Raw genomic sequence first — 18,609 nt, 5'->3', positions numbered from 1 at the left:
TGTGAATCCTTGGCTTTGGGCGTGAATCCTGGGCGGAACTCCGCGTCGATTCCCGCCCTACAGTCACACCGAAAGCCATCAGTTCACACCGAAAGCCTGAGTGCACTTCACCCCTCAGCTGCTGATCGCCTGCCGGCGCAGCGACTTCGGCAGGTAGACCGCGCCCGCTCCGGCGCCGGCCGCCAGGTCGCCCGGGTTGGAGATGGCGCAGCGCTTGAGTGACAGGCAGCCGCAGCCGATGCAGGAGTCGAGGTTGTCGCGCAGCGCGATCAGCCCGGCGATCTGGTCGACGAGGCGGGCGCGCCAGGTCTTGGACAGCCGGGCCCAGTCGGCGCGGGTGGGGGTGCGGCCGTCCGGGAGGGTGGCCAGCGCGTCGGCGACCTCGTCCAGGCTCAGCCCGACGTTGCGCGCGGCCTTGATGAAGGCCAGGCGGCGCAGCATCTGCCGTTCGAAGCGGCGCTGATTGCCCGACGTGCGGGTCGCCGTGATGAGGCCCTGGCTTTCGTAGAAGCGGATCGCCGAGGCGGCAAATCCGCTGCGACGGGCGATCTCGCTGACGGTGAACAGATCACGCTTGTCCATGGCGGCCTTCTCGGATTGGGTACTTGACTTAAAGTTTACTTCAACTATCAGTATGGGCGGTATGACTCAACCGCAACCCAGTCCGGTCGCCATCGTCACCGGCGCCTCCCGCGGCTTCGGCAGGGCGTTGACCGCCGCCCTGCTCGGCCGGGGGTGGACCGTCGTCGCCGATGCCCGCCGCACCCACGAACTCAAAGCCGCTGCAGCAGAACTGAATTCCGAGCGATTCGTCGGAGTGCCCGGCGACGTGACCGACGCGTCGCACCGTGACGCCCTGATCGCCGCCGCGCTGGACGCCGGTCCCGTTGGCCTGCTGGTGAACAACGCCAGCCGACTGGGACCCAGCCCGCAGCCGGCGCTCGCCGACTACCCGGAGAGCGACTTGCGGGACGTGTACGAGACCAACGTGTTCGCCCCGCTGGCGCTCGCCCGGGCGGCGCTGCCGGCGCTTGCCGCCAATGCGGGGGTGATCGTCAACCTGTCGTCCGACGCTGCCGTCGAGCCGTATGCCGGCTGGGGCGGATACGGGTCGTCGAAGGCCGCGCTGGATCAGCTGTCGGCCGTCCTGGCGGCCGAGGTGGCGGCGGTTCGCGTGTACGCCTTCGACCCGGGCGACATGCGGACCGAGATGCACCAGGCCGCCTTTCCCGGTGAGGACATCTCCGATCGCGCCGAACCGGAGGCCGTCGTTCCCGCGTTGCTGCACCTCTTGGAGACCCGGCCGCCGGGGGGCCGTTACCGGGCCGCGGAGCTGTTGGCCGGTGCGCTGTCATGATCCACTTCCAGCGCCCCCCGGGCTCCGACGCCAGCGAGCCGCCCGAAGCCCGCGGCCTGGCCCGCGACGCGGTAAGGCTGCTGGTCGCCCGCCCGGGGCGGATCAGCCACGGACGCTTCGCCGACCTCGGCGACCACCTGCGACCCGGCGACCTCCTGGTGGTGAACAACTCCGCCACGATGCCCGCCGCGGTCGACGGCCGCCGCGGCGGGCGGGACATCGCCGTGCACTTCTCGACGGCGCGCGCCGAGAAGGAGTGGGTGGTGGAACTGCGGCCCGCGACCGACGCCGCCGGGCACCTCACCGATGTTCGGCCCGGCGAACGTGTCGACATGCCCGGCGGGGCGGCGCTTGTCATCGGCTCGTCGTATCCCGAACCCGGCGTCGAGGGCGCCCGGCTGTGGACCGCGCGGGTGATCCTCGAGGGCGACCTGGGGGCCTACCTCGCGCGGCACGGACGGCCGATCCGGTATGCGTACGTGCCGCGGGACTGGCCGCTGCGTTATTACCAGACCGTGTTCGCGCGGTCCGCCGGCAGCGCCGAAATGCCGAGCGCTGCGAGGCCGTTCAGCGCCGAACTGGTGACCGACCTGGTCTCCGCCGGGATCGGGGTCGCACCGATCACCCTGCACGCCGGGGTGTCGTCGGCCGAAGCGGGCGAGCCACCGACCCCCGAGCTGTTCGAGGTGCCGGCGCCCACCGCGCGGCTGGTGAACTCGGCGCGCGCGGCCGGCAACCGGGTGATCGCCGTCGGCACCACGGTGACCCGCGCGCTGGAGTCGGCCGCGGACCCGGCCGGCGTGGTTCGCCCGGCCGTCGGCTGGACCGACCTGGTGCTCGGCCCGCAGCGCCCGTGCCGGGTGGTCGACGGCCTGATCACCGGGTGGCATGACGCCGGCGCCTCGCACCTGCTGCTGCTCGAGGCCGTCGCGGGCCCGGACCTGGTGGCGGCGGCCTACCGGGAGGCAGTCGCGCGCGGCTATCTGTGGCACGAATTCGGGGACAGCGCCCTGCTGCTGCCCGCATGACACGTGTCAAACCGGGCGTCGTACAGTCGGCGCATGCAGATTCGCCAGCATGTCGGCGCCGACAAGCCCGCCGTGATCCTCTACTCGTCCGGGACGGTCGTCACCTTCGATGAACTGGAAGCCCGCGCGAACCGGCTGGCGCATCGGTTCCGCCAGGCCGGCCTGCGCGAGGGGGACACCGTCGCGATCCTGATGGAGAACAACCAGCACATCCACGCGGTGATGTGGGCGGCGCGCCGCAGCGGTTTGTATTACGTGCCGATCAACACCCACCTGACCGCGGCCGAGGCCGCCTACATCGTCGACAACAGCAACGCCAAGGCGATCATCGGTTCGGCGGCGCTGCGCGACACGCTCGTGCAGTTGGGCGACCATCTGCCGGCGCTGCCCGAGCTGCTGATGATCGCCGACGGAGACCTGCCGGGCTGGGAGCGCTACCCCGAATGCGTTGCGAACCAACCGGACACCCCCATCGACGACGAGATCGAGGGCGACCTGTTGCAGTACTCGTCGGGCACGACCGGGCGGCCCAAGGGGATCAAACGCGAACTGCCGCACGTGCCGCCCGCCGAGGCGCCCGGCATGATGTCGGCGCTGGTCGAGTTCTGGATGACCCCCGACTCGATCTATCTGAGCCCGGCCCCGCTGTACCACACCGCGCCGTCGGTGTGGTCGATGAGCGCGCAGGCCGGCGGCATCACCACGGTCGTGCTGGAGAAGTTCGACGCCGAGGGCACGCTGGACGCCATCCAGCGTCACCGGGTCACCCACGGCCAATTCGTGCCGGCCATGTTCACCCGGATGCTGAAACTTCCTGCAGCCGTTCGTGATTCGTACGACCTGTCCAGCCTGCAGCGGGTGATGCACGCCGCGGCCCCGTGCCCGGTCGAGATCAAAAAGCAGATGATCGACTGGTGGGGGCCCATCATCGACGAGTATTACGCGTCCTCCGAGGCGATCGGGTCGACGCTGATCAGCGCCGAGGAATGGTTGGCGCACCCGGGTTCGGTGGGCAGGCCCATGGCGTGCCAGATCCACATCCTCGGCGAGGACGGCACCGAGCTGCCGCCGGGCCAACCGGGCGAGATCTACTTCGAGGGCGGGTTTTCGTTCGAGTACCTCAACGACCCGACGAAAACCGCCGCCTCACGCGACGCGCACGGCTGGGCAACAGTCGGCGACATCGGGTACGTCGACGAGGAGGGCTACCTCTACCTCACGGACCGGCGCCACCACATGATCATCTCCGGCGGGGTCAACATCTACCCGCAGGAGACGGAAAATCTTCTGGTGACCCATCCGAAGGTGTTGGACGCCGCTGTGTTTGGCGTTCCCGATGACGAGATGGGCCAGCGCGTCATGGCGGCGGTGCAGACCGTCGACCCGGCCGACGCCACCGATCACTTCGCCGACGAGCTGTCCGCCTGGCTGCGGGACCGCCTGGCGCACTACAAATGTCCGCGCTCGATCGCGTTCGAGGCGCAGCTGCCGCGCACCGACACCGGAAAGCTCTACAAGAACGGGCTGATCGAGAAGTACTCGGTGTGACCCTGCGCGTCGTCGATCTGAGCGGGCCGCCGCAGCCCGATGACGATGTGCTGCCCGGTGTGCGGGTCGCCGTGGGGCCGATCGCGGACGCCGCCGAATCATGGCTCGATAGCGCCACTTTCACGCTGTCCGAAGAAGCGTGTGACGATCGCAGGGTCGTCGTCGTCGACTCGGTGCCCGACGCCCTGGCCGAGCTGACCGAGCGCTGTGAACGGTGGCCGCACGCCAGCGCGGTGTGCGACGACGTGCTGCGCGCGGTCGACCCCGCGGGCCCCACGCTGGCCGGGGTGGTGACCGAATCGCTGGCCTACTCCACGCTGCAGGCCGGCCCGGAGTTCGCGCGATGGCTGGCCGAACGCGGCCCGGCAAGCATGCCCGACATCGCCGAACCGGTGCTGTCCCAACGCGACGGCGACACCGTGCGGATCACGTTCAACCGGCCGCAACGCCACAACGCATTTTCCACCGATGCGCGCGCCGCACTGCTCGAGGCGCTGGCCGTCGCGCTGCTGGACACCTCGGTGACCGGGATCGTGTTGAGCGGCAACGGTCCATCGTTCGGCAGCGGCGGGGACCTCGCGGAATTCGGCACCTTCGCCGACCCGGCGAGCGCGCACCTGGCCCGCACCCGGCACAGCCCCGCGCTGGCGCTCGATGCGCTGACCGCGCGGCTGGGCCGGGCGTGCCGCGCCCGGGTGCACGGTCGGGTGATGGGCAGCGGGCTGGAGATGGCGGCGTTCTGCGGATGGGTTGAGGCGCGCGACGATTCGGTGTTCGGGCTACCCGAACTGAGCCTCGGGCTGATCCCGGGTGCCGGCGGAACCGTCAGCATCCCCCGGCGGATCGGGCGCTGGCGCACCGCGTACCTGGTGCTGTCCGGTCGGACGATCGGCGCCGACACCGCACTGGAGTGGGGGCTGGTGGACGCGACTTACGTTGAGGCCCAAGGCCTCACGTAGCCAGTCTTAAAAAGCGGGGCTCAGAAGCCCGAATACGTGGTGGTGGTCGTGGATGGGAGGTTCGAGACGGCGACCGCGAAGACGAAGGCGTACAGGATGCCGACGATGACGTAGGCGGCCACGCCCGCGATCGCGCCGATGATGGCCCACTTCTTCGCGCTGTCGGCGGCGGATTGCGCCTCGGCGTAGCGGCCCTGGGTCCACAGCCCGGAGACCTTGGTGGAGTACACGATCGAGACGATCCCGAACGGCAGGCAGCACAGCACCGTGACCAGGATGGCCCAGACGAGGTAGTTGTCCGGCTCGCGCTGGGCCGGCCAACCCGGTTGCGGGGCCGGGTATCCCGGTGGCGGCGGCGGTGGCTGGCCCTGCCAAGCCGGCGGCTGCTGGCCCTGCCACTCTGGGGAACCTTCGTAAGGCCCTGGGGGATAACTCATGGCAGCTGCCTCTCTTTGCTGGCGCCGAAGTCAGGCAAATATACAGCAAACCCGGGCGTCAATCAGGGAGGTTCGCGTCAGATACCGCCCCGGGCAACGAGCTGCGCCGCGATCACGTTGCGCTGAATCTCGTTGGTGCCCTCGCCGACGATCATCAGCGGCGCGTCGCGGAAGTAGCGTTCGACGTCGTACTCGGTGGAGTAGCCGTAGCCGCCGTGGATGCGCACGGCGTTCAGCGCGATCTCCATCGCCGTCTCGGAAGCGAACAGCTTGGCCATCCCCGCCTCCATGTCGGCGCGTTCGCCGCTGTCGTAGCGTTCGGCGGCGTAGCGGGTGAGCTGGCGCGCGGCGGTGAGCTTGGTCGCCATGTCGGCCAGGTAGTTACCGATCGACTGATGCTTCCAGATCGGGCGCCCGAAACTTTCCCGCTGCTGCGCGTAGGCCAGCGCATCCTCGAGCGCCGCCGTCGCCACGCCCAGGGCGCGGGCGGCGACCTGGATGCGGCCCGTCTCGAGGCCCTTCATCATTTGCGCGAAGCCCTCGCCGACCCGGCCGCCCAGCACCGCCGACGCCGGTGCGCGGAAGTCGGCGAACGACAATTCACACGACTCGACGCCCTTGTAGCCCAGCTTGGGCAGGTCCCGCGAGACCGTCATGCCCGGTCCGTGCTCGACGAGCACGATCGAGATGCCCTTGTGGCGCGGCGTGGCGTTCGGGTCGGTCTTGCACAGCAGCGCGATCAGCCCGGACCGGCGCGCGTTCGAAATCCACGTCTTGGAACCGTTGATGACCAGGGTGCCGGTGCCGTCCTGGACAGCGGTCGTCGTCATGTTCTGCAGGTCCGAGCCGCCGCCCGGCTCGGTCAGCGCCATGGTGGCGCGCAGCTCGCCGGTGGCCATCGGCGGCAGGTAGGCGCGTTTCTGCTCCTCGGTGCCGAACAGCGTCAGCAGCTTGGCCACCACGGTGTGCCCGCCCATCGCGCCGGCCAGGCTCATCCAGCCGCGGGCCAGCTCCTCGGTGATGCGCACATAGCAGGGCGTCGACACCGGTGAGCCGCCGTATTCCTCGGGGACGGCCAGCCCGTAGATCCCGATCCGTTTCATCTGGTCGATCCACGCCTCGGGATAGGTGTTGGCGTGCTCGACCTCGCGGACGGCGGGTTTGACCTCCCGGTCGATGAACGCCCGCACGGTGGCGACCAGCATCTCTTCTTCTTCGTTCAGCTCACTGCTCACCTGTGCCATATTGGCCCCGTGACTTATGCGCAGGTGCGGGAGGGCGGCCCCTACTTCGACGATCTCTCGGTCGGCCAGGTCTTCGACTGGGCGCCGGCGATGACGCTCTCGGCGGGGATGGCCGCCGCGCATCAGGCGATCGTGGGGGACCGGTTGCGCCTGGCCTGCGATGCGGTGCTGAGCACCGCAGTGACCGGCGTGCCGGGACCGCTGGCGCACCCGGCGCTGGTCTGCGACGTCGCGATCGGCCAGTCGACGCTGGCCACCCAGCGGGTCAAGGCCAACCTGTTCTATCGCGGGCTGGTGTTTCACCGGTTCCCCGTCGTCGGCGACACCATCTACACCCGCACCGAAGTGGTTGGGCTGCGCGCCAATTCACCAAAGCCTGGCCGGGCGCCGACCGGGATGGCGGCGCTGCGGATGATCACGATCGACCAGGCCGACCGGCTGGTCCTCGACTTCTACCGGTGCGGCATGCTCCCGGCCAGCCCGGGCTGGAATCCCGAGAACGCGCCCGCCGACGATCTGTCGGCCGTCGGCGCCGACGTGCCCGGCCCGGCCCACGACCCGACCGCGCACTGGGATGCCGACGTCTTCCGAAACAAGGTGCCGGGCCCGCATTTCGACCCCGGCCTGGCGGGCACGGTGCTGCGCAGCACCGGCGACGTGGTCAGCGGCGCGCCCGAGCTCGCCCGGCTCACCCTGAACATCGCTGCCACACACCACGATTCGCGGGTCGGCGGGCAGCGGCTGGTGTACGGCGGCCACACCATCGGGCTGGCCCTCGCGCAGGCCAGCAGGCTGCTGCCCAATTTGGCGACGGTCCTGGGCTGGCAGTCCTGCGATCACACCGGTCCGGTGCACGAGGGCGACACTCTGTACAGCGAACTGCACGTCGAGACCGCCCGTCCAACCGAGCGTGGCGGGGTCTTGGGGCTGCGATCGGTGGTCTACGCGGTGGGCGAGCCCGACCGGCCAGTGCTGGACTGGCGGTTCGACGCGCTGCATTTCTGAGTTCCAAATACCGTTGACATCTGAATACCAACGGTATTTAATCGCACTCATGGCCACCCGCCTTCGCCGCGTAGAGCAGGTCGAACAGAATCGAGGACGCGTCTTGGCGGCGGCGCAGCGGGTCTTCATCGAGCGTGGCTATGCAGGTGCCAGTCTGGAAGCCATCGCGGACGAAGCCGGCTTCTCTAAGGGCGTCGTCTACTCCCAATTCGGAAGCAAGCCCGACCTGTTCTTCGCTCTACTCGAGCAACGGGTCGAGCAACGTGCGGCGAATAATCGGCGCGCGGTGGCGGGCCTCGGCGGCCTCGAGGCATTCCGGGCGTTGCTACGCGCGGGCAACGTCGACGACGAATCCGAGCCGGGGTGGCAGTTCGTGTTGACGGAGTTCCGGGCGCATGCCGCCCGCAACCCAGACCTCAACCATCGCTACTCGGAGGTGCATGCCCGCGCGGTCGATAACCTCGCGGCCGTGCTGGCGCAGGTGTATGGGGCCGCCGACCTGCGCCCGACCATTCCCACCCGGTCGTTGGCCGAATTGATCTTCGCGACTGCGACGGGACTCGCGCTGGAGCGCAGCGCGAATCCGTCCGCAATTCCAGAACATCAAATCACCGAGTTACTGCTGCCCGCTTTGGGATTCACGCGATGACGACCACCGTGTCCACGTGGGATGAGCTGCGCTGTAGTGTACAGGAGAGCATATTAGGCGGTGCCGCAGCGCATTTCGAGCGCCTAACGTGGAACGAGGACCAGATCCTGTCCGAGCAACGCCGCGGCTTGACCAGGCTGCTGGCCCATGCTGTCGAACACTCCGGTTTCCACGCTCGTCGGCTACGCGGCCTCAACCTCGACTCGGTCGATCCCCGTGATATGTCGGCGCTACCGACGATGACCAAGGCCGACATGATGGCCGACCTCGACGACGTCTTCACCGACCGCCGGCTGCGCCGCGCAGACGTGGAATCCGCGTTGAGCCGCACCCGCGCTGAGCCGGTCCCGCTGCGGGACGGATACGTTGCGCTGGCCTCCGGCGGTTGCTCGGGCGCGCGAGGCCTTTTCGTGCTCGACCGCGAGGCCCTCACCTCGTTCGCCTTTGCGGTGCTGCGGCCGCCAGCCCCCGGATCGGTGTCGCGCCCACCGCAGCGCGATGACATCGGGGCGATGGTGGCGGCGCCATCGGCGATTCACGCCACAGGATTGGCGACGGCGTTGTCGGCCGGCGAAAGTTTGTTCGGTCGCTTCTACCTCGTCCCCGCGACCCGCCCGCTGCCCGCAATCGTGGAGGAACTCAATGGGATTCGGCCTACGATTCTGGCCGGTTACGCCTCCATGCTCGCGCGGCTGGCCGTGGAAGCTCGCGTCGGCCGCTTGAAAATTCGCCCCAGCCAGGTCTCCTCGACCAGCGAGACGCTGCTTCCGGAGATGCGGTCCGCTATCAGATCGGCCTTCGACGCCCCCGTCTTCGACGGCTTCGGGTCCACCGAGGGTCTGTTCGGGAAGACGGGCCCAGACGACGACACCTTCGCATTCAACAGCGACATGTGCATCGTCGAACTCGTCGACGCCGAGAACCGGCCCGTCCCGACTGGCATCCCCGCGGCTAAGGTACTGGTCACAAACCTGTTCAACCTGACTCAACCGTTGGTCCGCTACGAGCTCAACGACACGTTCGTTCGCGTGGCCGATGCGCCGGGCCACGGCCATCTGCGCGCCCGCGTGCAGGGCCGCAACGACGAAATCTTTCATTACCCGAATGGGACTGCCGTCCACCCGATCGTGATTCGGTCGGTGGTGGTCGCAACCCCTCAGATCATCGACTACCAGGTCGCCCAAACGCCCCACGGAATCGACGTATCCGCGGTTGCGACAAGCGATTTTGCCGTCGACGCTTTCGCGTCGCGGCTGACGTGCGCGCTGACCGATGCTGGCCTCAGCGAACCGCATGTCACGGCGCGGGCCGTCGACCAACTCGACCGAAACGCCACCAGCGGTAAATTTCGGAGGTTTGTTCCCCTGTGACCCACGCGCACAATGGGGTGCGTGAGTTCACTATCGGCCAGCTGGGGCAGCAGCGGGCTGGCCAGCCTGACCGGTCTGCCCGACGGGCCGCCCGACTTCTCCCGCGCGAACGTGCTGGCCCGCGCCGAGGAGGTGGCCACGGCCATCCGTCGCCGAACGGGCGTCCCCATCGACCCGGCCGCGCTGCTGGCCGGGCGGGCCGCCCTGCTCGGGTTGACCCGCCGCGGCCGGGTGTCGGCGGGCGGCGCCACCCGGTTGCTGCCGACGGCCGACGGGTGGTGCGCGATCACGCTGTCGCGTCCCGACGACGTCGCCGCCGTCCCCGCGCTACTGGAGACCCAGGCGGCCGATCCGTGGCCGGCGCTGCAGCGCTGGGCCGCAACGCGTCCGGCGTCCGCGGTCGTCGCACGGGCGGGGCTGCTCGACATTCCCGCGGCCGCGCTGGGTGAGGCCGCCGCCGCGTCGCCGCGGGTGCTGCACCTGGGCTTCCGGTCGCATCCGCGTGAGTTGGCGGGCCTACTGGTGGTCGATCTGTCCTCGATGTGGGCGGGACCGCTGTGCGGGCAGCTGCTGGCGCGCGGCGGCGCCACCGTCGTCAAGGTCGAAAGCCCGCGCCGCCCGGACGGCACCCGCGGCGGTGACCGCGCCTTCTACGACTGGATGAACGGTGAAAAGCTTTCCTACTGTGTCGATTTCGACGAGCAGGCAGACGAGCTGCGCGAATTGCTCGCCGTCGCCGACATCGTGATCGAGGGTTCGCGGCCCCCGGCGCTGGCGCGGCGGGGGCTCGGGCCGCACGACGTCGCCCCGCGAACGGGCCGAATCTGGTTGAGCATCAGTGGATATGACGACACCCGGCCGGCGTTCGGCGACGACGCCGCGGTGGCCGGCGGCCTGGTGGGTAGCGCCGGCCCGGGTTCCCATGGGCCGGTGTTCTGCGGCGACGCCATCGCCGACCCGCTGACCGGGCTGGAGGCGGCCCTCGCGGTGCTCGAATCGCTGGGCCGGGGCGGCGGGGAGTTGATCCACGTGTCGATGGCCGCGGTCGCCGCCACCCATGCGGCGTTACCGACCGAGGAGTCGGCCGCACCGTACCTGGCGCCGCCACCGCGGGCGCCGGCGGTGCGCGGCGCGGCCGCCGAGCTGGGCGCCGACAACGTCGCCGTCCGTCGGATGGTCGCCGAAAGGCGTTGCCCGTCATGCTGATTCACCGTGCCACGCTGCTGGACGGCAGAACGGTCGACATCCGCGTCGGCGCGCAGATCCAGGAGGTGGGGGACGGCCTCGTCGCCGGCCAGGGGGAGGGCGTGCTGTATGCCGGCGGCGGGACCATCCTGCCCGGGCTGCACGATCACCATGTGCACCTGCGCTCGGCTGCGTCGGCGCTGGATTCGTTCTTCGTCGGGCCGCCCGGGGTCAGCACCAAAGCCCAGCTGACCCAACTGCTTTCGAACGCGACACCGGGTCCGGACGGGTGGATTCGCGCCGTGGGCTATCACGAGTCCGTCGCCGGCGAGCTGGACCGCACGGCCCTCGACGCCGTCGTGCGCAACGTTCCGGTGCGCATCCAGCACCGTAGCGGGGCGCTGTGGATCCTGAACTCCGAGGCGCTGGGCCGGGTCGGCCTGCCCGACCACCCCGACGGCCGCCTGCGCAGCGCGGACCGCGGCTGGTCGGACGCTCTGCAGCAGCGCGAAACCGACCTGGCCGAACTCAGCCGCCGGATCACCGCGACCGGTGTCACCGGGGTCACCGACGCCACCCCCGACCTGGGCGCAGACGACATGGTCGCGCTGTTGGTGGCGCACCGCCGCGGCGAGTTCCGGCCACGGCCCAGCTTTTTGGCGCCGGGCAAGAAGATCCTGCACGACGACCGCCTGGACCTGGACGCCCTGACGGCCTGGATCGCCGACCGGCACGGCGAGGGCCATCCGGTCGCCGTCCATTGCGTCACGGCGGCCCAACTGGTGGTCACGATCGCGGCCCTGCGCGCGGCCGGTAGCCATTCGCAGGATCGCATCGAGCATGCCGCGGTGGTGCCGGACGACAGCCTGGCCGACCTGGCCGACCTCGGCGTAACCGTCGTCACCCAGCCCAACTTCGTCGCCGAGCGCGGCGATCAGTACCTCGCTGACGTCCCCGCCGCCGAGCATCCCCAGTTGTGGCGGGTGGCGTCCCTGCTCGACGCGGCAGTGCCGGTGGCGCTGTCCACCGACATGCCCTTCGGCCACGGGGACCCCTGGACGGCGATGCGGGCCGCGGTGTACCGCACCACACCCAGCGGCGCCGTCCTCAACGGGAACGAATGTGTATCGGCGCTAACCGCTTTGACGATGTTTCTGGGGCGACCCGATCGCCCGGGCCGGCCGCGGTCGATCGAAGCCGGTCAGCCGGGCGATCTTTGCGTGCTGACCGAGCCGCCCGCGACGGCGCTGGCCGAGCTGGACGCCGGCATGGTCGCGGCCACCGTCATCGGCGGCGAGCTGGTCTACTTCGCCATGTGACCGGCGCTCAGGCCGCCGGGACCAGCGCGGCGCGCAAGCTTTCGCACTGGCTCTCGAAGAACCGCTGCGACACCGGGGCTTTCCAGGCCACCGCGTCGAAGCCGTGGAAGGCGCCCGGAACCACCTCGACGTGGCAGGGCACCCCCGCGTCGGCCAGGCGTCGGGCGTAGGCCAAATCCTCGTCGTGGAACAGGTCGTGCGTCCCCACCCCGATCCACGCCGGGGGCAACCCGGCCAGGTCGTCGCGGCGCCCCGGCACCGCGACGCGTGGGTCGGCGTCGCCGAGGTACGCCGTCCAGCCGAAGCGGTTGCTGCGGGTGCTCCACAGCCGGTGGTTCGGGCTGGCGGCAGTCGCCGAACTCCGATCGTCCAGCATCGGGTACACCAGCAGCTGGAAGACGGGGCGCACCTCGCCGCGGTCCCGGGCCAGCAGCGCAAGCGCCGCCGCCAGGCCGCCGCCGGCGCTGACACCGGCGATCGCCACCCGGTTGGGATCCACCGCCGGCAGGTTGGCCAGCCAGGCCAGCGCGGCATAGCAGTCCTCGAGCGGCGCGGGATATGGGTGCTCGGGCGCCAGGCGATAGTCCGCCGACGCGACGGTTATGCCCAGGCGCGAACTGAACCGGCGGCACTGCGCGTCGTCCTGTTGGGCGGTGCCGATCACGTAGCCTCCCCCGTGGATCCATAGCAGCGCCGGCCCCGGCTCGGTCAGGCCGCCAACCCGGAAGAGCCGGATGCCGGCGCCGGAGCCCAGGTTGATCACCTCGACGTCGGACGGGCCGGGTTTGCGCCGGCGCTCACTCAGCCTGCCGAGGGCCCGCATGATCGGCAGGCTGCGGGGACCGATCAGATGCCGCGGGGCGAGGCGCGCGATGCGGCGCAGGTCGGGGTGAACGTCGTCGTTCCGCACCGGCCCAGTATCACCGAAGCGACCGGAGCGGCGCACCGGGGCCGTGAGGGCGCGGTAGTCGTCCGGACAATCCAGGGAAATACCTCCGAAACACACGCGACGTAATTTCGGGACTGTAGGGGCCGATCGGGAGGCGACATGGGAGGTACATCCAGCCGAGCCGGCCGAATCCATGCCGGCTCACCAGCTAAGCGGTGATCGCCGATGGCGCCGGCGCCGACGAAAACTCATTGCCCGTACTGTTCGTTGCAGTGCGGGATCACGCTCGACGCGTCCGGGGGACCCGCTAAGCCGCCCGTGCTCGCGCCACAAGGCGACTTCCCGACCAATCGCGGCGGATTGTGCGCGAAAGGCTGGACCGCGGCCGAGCTGCTCGGTCACCCGGAACGGCTGAGGCGACCGCTGGTTCGCGACGAGCGGGGTGCCCCACTGCGCGAGGCGACCTGGAACGAGGCACTGGAACGGATCGTCGCGGCCTTCCAGAAGACGCAACGGGATTACGGCCCCGACGCGGTCGGATGTTTCGGCGGCGGTGGCCTGACAAACGAAAAGGCCTACCAGCTCGGCAAGTTCGCGCGGGTCGCGCTGCGCACCTCGGCGATCGACTACAACGGTCGGTTCTGCATGTCCTCGGCGGCGGCGGCGTCGAACCGGTCGTTCGGCATCGACCGTGGGTTACCCTTCCCGCTCGCCGATATCGCCGGTGCCGATGTCATCCTCCTCGTCGGCGGTAACCCCGCCGAAACGATGCCCCCGGCGATGCAATATTTCGATGCGGGCCGCGCCCGCGGCGCCAAGCACATCGTCGTCGACCCGCGCCGCACCGCCACCGCCGCTCGCGCCGATCTTCACCTGCAGCCCGTCCCCGGAACCGACCTGGCCCTGGCCAACGGCATACTCAATGTCATTGCCCGCGAAGGGCTTATCGACCACGAATATGTCGCCGAGCGGACAACCGGATTCGAGGCGGTGCGCCGCGCGGTGCGACTGTACTGGCCCGATCGGGCGGAACGGATCACCGGCGTGCCCGAAAACGACATCGTGGCAGCGGCGCGGATGCTGGCCGGGGCCGATCGGGCGATGATCCTGACCGCGCGTGGGGCCGAGCAACACAGCTCGGGCACCGACACGGTGCAGGCTTTCATCAACCTCGCCCTGGCGCTGGGATTGCCGGGCCGCCCGTACAGCGGATTCGCGACGATCACGGGCCAGGGCAATGGCCAAGGCGGCCGGGAACACGGGCAAAAATGTGACCAGTTGCCCGGCTACCGCCGGCTCGACGACGCCGTCGCGCGCGCCCACGTCGCGCGGGTGTGGGGCGTCAACCCGGCCGACCTGCCGTCGTCCGGGCAGTCGGCCTACGAGATGCTCAGCGGTATCGGCGCTCCGGCCGGGGTGCGCGCGATGTGGGTGATGGCCTCCAACATCGTTGTCTCGGCGCCGAACTCGCTGCATGTTGCCGAGAGACTGAGGAAGCTCGACTTCCTGGTGGTGTCCGACATCTTCCTGTCCGAGACCGCGGCGCTGGCCGACGTGGTGTTACCCACGACGCAGTGGGCCGAAGAGTCGGGGACCATGACCAACCTGGAGGGCCGGGTGATCCTGCGTCGCGCGGCTCTGACGCCGCCCGACGAGGCGCGCAGCGACCTCGACGTGATGGCCGATCTGGCGAAGCGCTTAGGGGTACACGGGTTCTCGGCCGAGCCCCGGGAGGTCTTCGAAGAGCTGACTCGCGCGAGCCAGGGCGGAAAGGCCGACTACCGGGGGATCAGCTACGAACGGATCGCCTCCGACAACGGCGTGTTCTGGCCCTGCCCGTCGCCGCTGTACCCCGACACCCCGCGGCTGTTCGTCGAGGACTTCCCGACGCCCGATCGCCGGGCCCGCTTCCATCCCGTCGAGCAACGCGGCGCCGCCGAACTCCCGGACGCCGAATTCCCGTACTACCTCACCACCGGCCGCGTACTGAGTCAGTACCAATCTGGGACCCAAACCCGCAGGGTCGCACAGCTTGCCGAGGCCGAGCCCGAGCCGGTGGTCGAAATACACCCGACATTGGGCAGCCGGGTCGGCATCGCCACCGGCGGCAAGGTGCGGCTGACGACGCGCCGGGGCGAGGTCGTGATGACGGCGCGGCTAAACGACGGCATTCGCCCGGACACCGTGTTCGCGCCCTTCCACTGGGGCGGCGCGGCGGGCATCAACCGGCTGACCAACCCGGCGCTCGACCCGCATTCGCGGATGCCCTCGTTCAAAGTCTGCGCGGTCTCGGTGTCCAACGCCGAAGTATCCGATACACCGGAAGGAGATGAGACATGAGTGATGGCAGCACCCCTCGATTCCTGCAGGGAGCGTTCACCTTCGACGGCAAGGGGTATGAGTCGCCGTCCCTGCTGGACGCGTCGCTGCGCTACGTCGTGCCGGCCGGGGCGATCACCCAGCCGGTCTACTTCCGCGGCGGCAACAGCACCGACGAGCTGGTGACCATCGTGCTGATGCGCGACGGCGCGCCGATGCGGTACTTCCCCATCGGCGCCAAGGACGCCGTGCACGTGCCGCTTCGGGTCGTCGAAGACCTGATCGTCGATACCGTCGTCGAGGTGTTCGTCGCGGCGCCCGACGGGCTGAGCGGCACCGTCTTCGTCGACATCGGCCTCGTCGAAATCTAGAGCGCGACAGGGGGAGTCATGACGACACTGGCCCAGCCCGAAACCAACGGCCACCGCCCGGCCGCCCTGGCCAGCCTGGTGGTGGTCGGCAATGGCATGGCCGGCGCGCGTGCGCTGGAGGAGATCCTCGCGCGCGGCGGCGCAGAGCGCTTCGCCATCACCGTGTTCGGGGACGAGCCCTACGGCAACTACAACCGGATCCTGTTGTCCAACGTGTTAGCCGGTTCCGATGACGCCGGGGAGATCTACCTCAACCCGCTGGACTGGTACGCCGAGAACAACATCGACCTGCGAGCCGGGGTGCGGGTGGTGCGCATCGATCCGTTCGCGCACCTGGTGCACGCCGACGACGGCACGACGGTGCGCTACGACAAGCTGCTCCTGGCCACCGGCAGCCGGGCGTTCTTTCCGCCGGTCGAAGGCATCTGGCAAGACAACAAGACGCTGGCGCCGGGCGTGTTCGGGTTCCGGACGATCGACGATTGCCGCGCGATGATCCGGTTCGCCGAAGGGCGAAGCAGGGCAGCGGTTATCGGCGGTGGGCTGCTCGGCCTGGAGGCCGCGCGGGGCCTGCAGAACCGGGGGCTGCGGGTCGGCGTCGTGCAGGGCGGGCCCGCGTTGATGAACGCCCAGCTCGACGATCAGGGCAGCGCCATCCTGCGGCGCCTGGTGGAGGCGCTGGGCATCGAGGTGCACACCGGCAAGCGGACGTTAAGGATGCTGACCGAGGGCGGCCTGCCGTCGGCCATCGAATTCGACGACGGCAGCACGCTGCCGTGCGACATGCTGGTGATGGCCGCCGGCATCCGGCCCAACGTCGGGCTGGCCATGCGGGCCGGCCTGACCGTCGAACGCGCCATCGTCGTCGACGACCACATGCGCTCGATCGACGACGACGACATCTACGTCGTGGGCGAGTGCGCGCAGCACCGCGGGCAGGTCTACGGCCTCGTCGCGCCGCTGTGGGAACAGGCCGGCGTGCTGGCCGACCACCTGACCGGCACCAATCCCAATGCGGCATACCACGGTTCACGCACCGCCACCAAGCTGAAGGTCGCCGGCGTCGACGTGGCGGCGATGGGGGTGAAGACGCCCGAACGCGACGACGACGAATTCGTCCAGTACTCCGAACCCAGGCGCGGGGTGTACAAGACCGTGGTGGTGCGCGACGACAAGCTGATCGGCGCCACGCTGGTCGGCGACGTCAGCAAGGTGGCGTTCCTGATGCAGGCCTTCGACCGCCGGCTTCCGCTGCCGCCCGAGCGGGTCTCGCTGATGTTCGACCTCGGCACACCGGACGCGGCCACGGGCGCCGCGGAATTGGCGGACGATGCCCAGGTGTGCAACTGCAATGGGGTGAGCAAGGCCGCGATCGTACGCTGCGTCAAGGACGGCCAGGCCTCGGTCGAAGGCGTCATGTCGGCGACCCGCGCGGGCAAGGGCTGCGGGTCGTGCAAGGGCCTGGTCGCCCAGGTCGTCGAGTGGGCGGCCTCGGAAACCGGGGTCACGGTTTCCCAAGGCGCGGAGGCCAATTGGTACGTGCCGGGCATCCCCTATGAAAAGCCGGAGCTGATGAACAAGATCCGCGAACTCGAGCTGCACTCGGTGGCCTCGGTGTTCGCCGCGCTGGCGCCGGAGGGTCGTGAGGACGCCGGCTCCAAGATGGCGCTGGCGTCGCTGCTGCACATGATGTGGGGCGACGAGTTCGTCGACGAACACGACGGCCGGTTCATCAACGACCGCGTGCACGCCAACATCCAACGCGATGGCACCTTTTCGGTGGTGCCGCAGCTCAAGGGCGGCGTGACGAGCTCCGAGCAGTTGCGCAAGATCGCCGACGTGGCAGACAAGTATCGGATCCCGATGATCAAGCTCACCGGCGGCCAACGCATCGATCTGCTCGGGGTGCGCAAGGAGGACCTGCCGTCGGTGTGGGCCGACCTCGGGATGCCGTCGGGGTACGCGTACGGCAAGAGCTTCCGGACCGTGAAAACCTGTGTGGGAAGCGACTTCTGCCGCTATGGCCTGGGTGACTCGACGGCATTGGGGATCGCGATCGAGGAGCGGTTCCAGGGCATCCCCAGTCCGGCGAAGATGAAGTTGGCGGTGACCGGGTGCCCGCGCAACTGCGCCGAGGCGCTGTGCAAGGACCTGGGCGTCGTCGCCATCGACGGCGGCCAATGGCAGATCTACGTCGGCGGGGCCGCCGGCGCGCACGTCCGCAAGGGCGACCTGCTGGCGACCGTGGACACCCCGGAAGAGGTCATCGCGCTCACCGGCCGGTTCCTGCAGTACTACCGGGAGAACGCGGGCTGGCTCGAGCGCACGTACACGTTCGTGCCGCGGGTGGGCATCGAACGGATCCGGCAGGTGGTGGTCGAGGACAGCGACGGGATCGGCGCCGGCCTCGACGCACGCATGCAGAAATCGGTCGATTCCTACCGTGACCCATGGGACGAGAGCCGAAACTCTCCCGCGCCCAACCAGTTCCGGTCGTCCCTCCCGCTGATCCCGCTGCCGCAGGTGCCGGTGCGATGACCGAGGTGAGCTTGGGCGACGTGGACGACATCCCGGTGGGCGGGGGCCGCGCCTACGCAGTGGAGGGCCGCCAGATCGCCGTCTTTCGCCTGCGCGACGGCTCGCTGCGGGCGATCGACGCCGTGTGCCCGCACCGCGGCGGTCCGCTGGCCGACGGGCTCAGCGACGCCCGGGTCGTCATCTGCCCCTTGCACGGCTTCACCTACGACCTCGCCACGGGGGAGGAGGTCGGCAACGGCGGCGCGGGGGTCACGGCGTATCCCGTGCGCGCCGACGACGCCGGAACCATCCACCTGCGCATGGACGGCGTCCCCGCCCAGCGACCGGAGTGCAACGGCTCGCTCGCCCGCTCGTAGCGCGCCGGGTGCACGACTCTAGATTCGGCACCCAT

17 protein-coding genes are annotated in these 18,609 nt (G+C 69.6%); 13 read left to right on the top strand and 4 right to left on the bottom strand.

The window, feature by feature from the left end; genetic code table 11:
- Positions 1 to 114: 114 nt before the first annotated feature.
- Complete coding sequence (gene soxR, locus AC5Y4S_RS16135; protein WP_500033704.1) at positions 115 to 582, bottom strand: redox-sensitive transcriptional activator SoxR; 468 nt, start codon at positions 580 to 582, stop codon at positions 115 to 117.
- 61 nt (positions 583 to 643) lie between these two features.
- On the opposite strand from soxR, the gene AC5Y4S_RS16130 reads away from it, so the two are divergent.
- From AC5Y4S_RS16130 to AC5Y4S_RS16115, 4 genes are read left to right on the top strand one after another with little or no spacing between them, the layout of a single operon-like run.
- Entirely contained in the window at positions 644 to 1,357 is a 714-nt protein-coding gene (locus tag AC5Y4S_RS16130; protein WP_500033703.1) for an SDR family NAD(P)-dependent oxidoreductase, read from the top strand.
- Positions 1,354 to 2,385 carry an S-adenosylmethionine:tRNA ribosyltransferase-isomerase gene (locus AC5Y4S_RS16125; protein WP_500033702.1) on the top strand — a complete coding sequence of 344 codons (1,032 nt, stop codon included), beginning with the start codon at positions 1,354 to 1,356 and terminating at the stop codon, positions 2,383 to 2,385. Before AC5Y4S_RS16130 ends, AC5Y4S_RS16125 begins: the two co-directional genes overlap by 4 nt.
- Positions 2,386 to 2,418: 33 nt before the next feature.
- On the top strand, positions 2,419 to 3,933 hold the full coding sequence (gene fadD4 / locus AC5Y4S_RS16120; RefSeq protein ID WP_500033701.1) for a fatty-acid--CoA ligase FadD4: 1,515 nt from the start codon (positions 2,419 to 2,421) through the stop codon (positions 3,931 to 3,933).
- Positions 3,930 to 4,892, top strand: a complete 963-nt coding sequence (locus tag AC5Y4S_RS16115) for an enoyl-CoA hydratase/isomerase family protein (protein ID WP_500033700.1) — start codon at positions 3,930 to 3,932, stop codon at positions 4,890 to 4,892. The genes fadD4 and AC5Y4S_RS16115 overlap by 4 nt, the downstream gene beginning before the upstream one ends.
- Positions 4,893 to 4,912: 20 nt before the next feature.
- On the opposite strand, the gene AC5Y4S_RS16110 is transcribed toward AC5Y4S_RS16115, so the two are convergent.
- Complete coding sequence (locus AC5Y4S_RS16110; RefSeq protein WP_067007872.1) at positions 4,913 to 5,329, bottom strand: CD225/dispanin family protein; 417 nt, start codon at positions 5,327 to 5,329, stop codon at positions 4,913 to 4,915.
- Between the two features lie 77 nt (positions 5,330 to 5,406).
- Positions 5,407 to 6,573 (bottom strand): acyl-CoA dehydrogenase family protein, encoded by a 1,167-nt coding sequence (locus tag AC5Y4S_RS16105; RefSeq protein WP_500033699.1) that lies wholly within the window; start codon positions 6,571 to 6,573, stop codon positions 5,407 to 5,409.
- A gap of 9 nt (positions 6,574 to 6,582) precedes the next feature.
- Here AC5Y4S_RS16105 and AC5Y4S_RS16100 point away from each other — a divergent pair, with 9 nt between their 5' ends.
- From AC5Y4S_RS16100 to AC5Y4S_RS16080, 5 genes are all read left to right on the top strand, one after another.
- The gene (locus tag AC5Y4S_RS16100) at positions 6,583 to 7,578 is read left to right on the top strand and encodes a MaoC family dehydratase (RefSeq protein ID WP_500033698.1); all 996 of its coding nucleotides are present in this window, start codon (positions 6,583 to 6,585) and stop codon (positions 7,576 to 7,578) included.
- Positions 7,579 to 7,681: 103 nt separating this feature from the next.
- Positions 7,682 to 8,227, top strand: a complete 546-nt coding sequence (locus AC5Y4S_RS16095; RefSeq protein WP_500033697.1) for a TetR/AcrR family transcriptional regulator — start codon at positions 7,682 to 7,684, stop codon at positions 8,225 to 8,227.
- Positions 8,224 to 9,597, top strand: coding sequence for a phenylacetate--CoA ligase family protein (locus AC5Y4S_RS16090; RefSeq protein WP_500033696.1), 1,374 nt, complete (start codon positions 8,224 to 8,226; stop codon positions 9,595 to 9,597). Before AC5Y4S_RS16095 ends, AC5Y4S_RS16090 begins: the two co-directional genes overlap by 4 nt.
- A gap of 12 nt (positions 9,598 to 9,609) precedes the next feature.
- A complete protein-coding gene (locus AC5Y4S_RS16085; protein WP_500033695.1) occupies positions 9,610 to 10,803 on the top strand; it encodes a CoA transferase in 1,194 nt (397 codons plus the stop codon).
- Positions 10,797 to 12,101 carry an amidohydrolase family protein gene (locus tag AC5Y4S_RS16080; RefSeq protein ID WP_500033694.1) on the top strand — a complete coding sequence of 435 codons (1,305 nt, stop codon included), beginning with the start codon at positions 10,797 to 10,799 and terminating at the stop codon, positions 12,099 to 12,101. Before AC5Y4S_RS16085 ends, AC5Y4S_RS16080 begins: the two co-directional genes overlap by 7 nt.
- A gap of 7 nt (positions 12,102 to 12,108) precedes the next feature.
- Here the strand turns inward: AC5Y4S_RS16080 and AC5Y4S_RS16075 are convergent, their stop codons facing one another.
- A complete protein-coding gene (locus AC5Y4S_RS16075; protein WP_500033693.1) occupies positions 12,109 to 13,011 on the bottom strand; it encodes an alpha/beta hydrolase in 903 nt (300 codons plus the stop codon).
- A gap of 204 nt (positions 13,012 to 13,215) precedes the next feature.
- On the opposite strand from AC5Y4S_RS16075, the gene AC5Y4S_RS16070 reads away from it, so the two are divergent.
- Genes AC5Y4S_RS16070 through AC5Y4S_RS16055 form a run of 4 tightly spaced genes read left to right on the top strand, consistent with a single transcriptional unit; the run spans position 13,216 to position 18,574 of the window.
- Positions 13,216 to 15,330: a molybdopterin oxidoreductase family protein gene (locus tag AC5Y4S_RS16070; RefSeq protein ID WP_500033692.1), complete on the top strand. Its 2,115-nt coding sequence runs from the start codon at positions 13,216 to 13,218 to the stop codon at positions 15,328 to 15,330.
- Positions 15,327 to 15,680 (top strand): molybdopterin oxidoreductase, encoded by a 354-nt coding sequence (locus tag AC5Y4S_RS16065; protein ID WP_067160846.1) that lies wholly within the window; start codon positions 15,327 to 15,329, stop codon positions 15,678 to 15,680. Before AC5Y4S_RS16070 ends, AC5Y4S_RS16065 begins: the two co-directional genes overlap by 4 nt.
- An 18-nt stretch (positions 15,681 to 15,698) precedes the next feature.
- On the top strand, positions 15,699 to 18,218 hold the full coding sequence (nirB, locus tag AC5Y4S_RS16060) for a nitrite reductase large subunit NirB (protein ID WP_500033691.1): 2,520 nt from the start codon (positions 15,699 to 15,701) through the stop codon (positions 18,216 to 18,218).
- A complete protein-coding gene (locus tag AC5Y4S_RS16055; protein WP_500033690.1) occupies positions 18,215 to 18,574 on the top strand; it encodes a Rieske (2Fe-2S) protein in 360 nt (119 codons plus the stop codon). Before nirB ends, AC5Y4S_RS16055 begins: the two co-directional genes overlap by 4 nt.
- The last annotated feature ends 35 nt before the right edge of the window (positions 18,575 to 18,609 follow it).

It is taken from the genome of Mycobacterium sp. NGS64, assembly GCF_059812245.1.
Note: the sequence above shows the minus strand (reverse complement) of the source record. Positions and strands in the feature narration are given on the sequence as shown.